Below are 2,733 nucleotides of genomic sequence, written 5' to 3'. Positions count from 1 at the left end.
TGCGATGTCGTGATGTTCTTCCAGCCGCTCCGACGTTAGGCCCTGGCCAGCCATGCGCGCCGCGGCCGGGCCGATCTTGTGCTGCGGCTCCAGCTCAATACCCTGCGCTTCCAGCGAGCGGTGATCGACACGTGCGTCGATATCCAGTTCCGCCAGCCGTGCATTGACGTGCCCCGCCCATCGCTCACGCCACTTTTCCAACAGATCGGTGCGGTTCCAGTCACGGTTCTTCTTGCCGAACCCGTCGGCATCTACCTCGCGCAACGCCAGCATGACATGCGCGTGTGGCTTGGGCTCGCCATCGGTGCCGATATCCCAATGGACATTGAGATCGGCGACCATGCCGCGCGCGACAAACTCGCGTTCAACGAACTCGCGCGCCAGCTCAATACCCTCGGCCTGGTTCAGTTCGCGCGGAATGGCGAACTCTATCTCGCGCGCCAGTTGCGCGTCCTTGCGTAGCTCCACCGCTTCGACGGCATTCCACAATTTCTCCCGATCGGCGAGATACTCAGGCGCGCCGTCCGGCAGCAGCACTTCGGAATGGACGACGCCGGCCTTGTTCGAGAAGTCGTGGTGCCGATCGAGCCGCTGGTCGTGCAGGCGCGAGGCCGAACGATAGGCGGCCGCGGCGAGCGCCGACGATCCGCTGGCGCGGCTGATGATCTTGGCCGAGAAGTGGTAGATCGCCATGACGGCAATCTATTTACACCAGACAGGCGACGTCGGCACGACGTATAAGCGCGCCCTCAAAAGATTTCATCTTTTTCGCGACGTAATCATCCCAAGAAGTTTCACGACATTTGCACTGATTGACGCAGTTCCTAAATCACCCAGTATCATCCATCAACTGCGGAGGGTTCGATGCGCAAACCGCGTGACTTTGATTCGGAACTGAGGGCGCTCGACAACAGGGCGCGACAGATCAAACAAGCCAAGCTCCAGCAGCTCGGCGAGCTGGTGATCGCAACGGGTGCCGATGCGCTGCCGGTCGAGCAACTGGCAGGCGCGTTGCTCGCCGCGGTTAGCGCGTCCGACATGATCGTGCGGGAGGGCTGGCGCCAGCGTGGCGCGGCCTACTTTCAACGGCAGGGGAAAGCTCGCGGCGGCGCTCGTTCGCGTGCGGCATCGGCTGCGGCAGCTGACAGCGGCGCGGCACCGACTGGAAGCGCAGCGGGCGCGGAATGATACGCGAGAATGGATGGTGAAGCGCCGCGAACGAACGCGCCAGCTGATCGAACTGGGCGGCTTGGTGGCGAAAGCCGGATTGGTCGAACTCACTGACGATGATCGCGCCGTATTGTTCGGCGTGATGATCGATGCTGCCGCCACGCTCAAAAGCGAACAACGCGATCAGGCGCTGACCTTATGGCGAAGACGTGGACGTCGCGCCTTCGAGCAGCTGCAGAATGAGTAATCTCGCCGCATCTTCCAACATATTTTAGCAGACGGATTACATACGCTCCTATAATCCTGTTGTCGGCACTATGCCGAAAAACAAGGAGCAGGGACGCAGAATGTCTGAGCAGAGCAATACCGATCCCGTTGAACTCGCAAGCGACCTCACCATTGCCTGGTTATCGAACCCGAACAATCGCGCGACGATGGACGATGTCTCCACGTTTCTGCGGAAGATGCATGCAGATGTGATTGAACTTTCAGGAGGTGTCGCGAGCGCGGAAATTGCGAGCGAAGAACCTGCGTCGGAAGAATTCACGCCGGCCGTCTCGGTCCGCAAATCGCTGGCCTCGAAAGACCACATCATCTCGCTGATCGACGGCAAGCCGTACCGGACGCTGCGCCGGCATCTGAGCACGCACGGCCTGACGCCCGAGGAATATCGCGCGCGCTACAATCTGAAGGCCGATTATCCGATGGTGGCGCCGACCTATTCGGAACAGCGCCGCGCGATGGCGCATAAGATTGGCCTGGGTGCCAAGGGCCGCGCAGCACGCAACGCGCCTGCTGAAGCGCCTGCCCCGAAGCCGGTGCGCAAGCCGCGCGCGAAGGCTGCACCCTCTGCCTGAATGCAATCGCGCGCCGAGGCTGCGTGCCTCGGCGCGCGACGATCATGCGGCGGCGGCTTGCTCAAGCGCCGCGATGCGTTCTTCGCAGATTACCTGCACCGCCTGCCCCAGCACCTCGACGCGCTCGCCCAGCCACGCCAATTCCTCGGCGCTGATGCGGTAGTGCTTCGAATAGCGCGCCTTCACATAGGCTTCCTTCAGCTTCTCGAACCGCGAACGGTCGACGCGCTGATCGCGCGGCCACGCGTCGATCAAACGTGGGTCGATGCGCTCGGCTTGGGTGCGCAAGAAGCCAAGATTGTGGACGTGCGGCGTATAGAATGTGCAAACCAGCAGCACGCAGTGATAGAGCTGTTCCGAAGCTTGGTGGAGAAGAAACGCCGCACGCTTATGGCGCCCCTTCCCTGCCAGATGGTCCGCGCTTTCCTTGAAGTCCGCAGCTGCTGGATAAAACTCAGAAAAATACTCCCGCGCCATCGCCAGCGCCTGCGGCGGTGTCTTTGGTTTTGGCTGGTGCAGCTCACCCGGCTCGCTCTCGTAGAGCGCGATGCCATCGCGGGCGACGTCCATGAAGAAATAGCGACCATGCGCCAGCCCATCGTTTACCTCCTGCAGGGTGTGTACGATGAAATTCACCGGCGTGCGTAGCGTCTTGGTGATGGCCAGTTCGCGGTTCAGCCGGTCCTCGGCGGTCGCCCAGAACTCC

Annotated in this window: 5 protein-coding genes; 3 read left to right on the top strand and 2 right to left on the bottom strand. The window is 61.7% G+C overall.

Going from position 1 to position 2,733, the window contains the following annotated elements; all coding sequences use genetic code 11:
• Positions 1–693, bottom strand: a 693-nt coding sequence (gene mobQ, locus SAZ01S_RS23010) for a MobQ family relaxase (RefSeq protein WP_167693248.1), incomplete at its 3' end; no start/stop codon positions are given.
• A gap of 171 nt (positions 694–864) precedes the next feature.
• Here mobQ and SAZ01S_RS23005 point away from each other — a divergent pair.
• The 3 genes from SAZ01S_RS23005 to SAZ01S_RS22995 all read left to right on the top strand — a co-directional run bounded on the left by SAZ01S_RS23005 (position 865) and on the right by SAZ01S_RS22995 (position 2,027).
• Complete coding sequence (locus SAZ01S_RS23005; protein WP_084584658.1) at positions 865–1,188, top strand: conjugal transfer protein TraD; 324 nt, start codon at positions 865–867, stop codon at positions 1,186–1,188.
• 13 nt (positions 1,189–1,201) lie between these two features.
• The gene (locus SAZ01S_RS23000) at positions 1,202–1,417 is read left to right on the top strand and encodes a conjugal transfer protein TraD (protein WP_084584657.1); all 216 of its coding nucleotides are present in this window, start codon (positions 1,202–1,204) and stop codon (positions 1,415–1,417) included.
• Between the two features lie 100 nt (positions 1,418–1,517).
• Positions 1,518–2,027 carry a Ros/MucR family transcriptional regulator gene (locus SAZ01S_RS22995; RefSeq protein ID WP_084584656.1) on the top strand — a complete coding sequence of 170 codons (510 nt, stop codon included), beginning with the start codon at positions 1,518–1,520 and terminating at the stop codon, positions 2,025–2,027.
• A gap of 42 nt (positions 2,028–2,069) precedes the next feature.
• Here the strand turns inward: SAZ01S_RS22995 and SAZ01S_RS22990 are convergent.
• A partial coding sequence (locus SAZ01S_RS22990; protein WP_139810216.1) for a HEPN domain-containing protein occupies positions 2,070–2,733 on the bottom strand: 664 nt, incomplete at its 5' end.

This window comes from Sphingomonas azotifigens NBRC 15497, from assembly GCF_002091475.1.
Lineage (GTDB): Bacteria > Pseudomonadota > Alphaproteobacteria > Sphingomonadales > Sphingomonadaceae > Sphingomonas > Sphingomonas azotifigens.
The sequence above is the reverse complement of the archived record's forward strand: the minus strand, read 5'-3'. Positions and strand labels throughout refer to the sequence as shown.

Excerpts from the sequence above, each read along its gene's own strand:
- SAZ01S_RS23000 (WP_084584657.1), top strand. The coding sequence starts at position 1,202 with ATGGTGAAGCGCCGCGAACGAACGCGCCAGCTGATCGAACTGGGCGGC.
- SAZ01S_RS22995 (WP_084584656.1), top strand. The coding sequence starts at position 1,518 with ATGTCTGAGCAGAGCAATACCGATCCCGTTGAACTCGCAAGCGACCTC.
- SAZ01S_RS23005 (WP_084584658.1), top strand. The coding sequence starts at position 865 with ATGCGCAAACCGCGTGACTTTGATTCGGAACTGAGGGCGCTCGACAAC.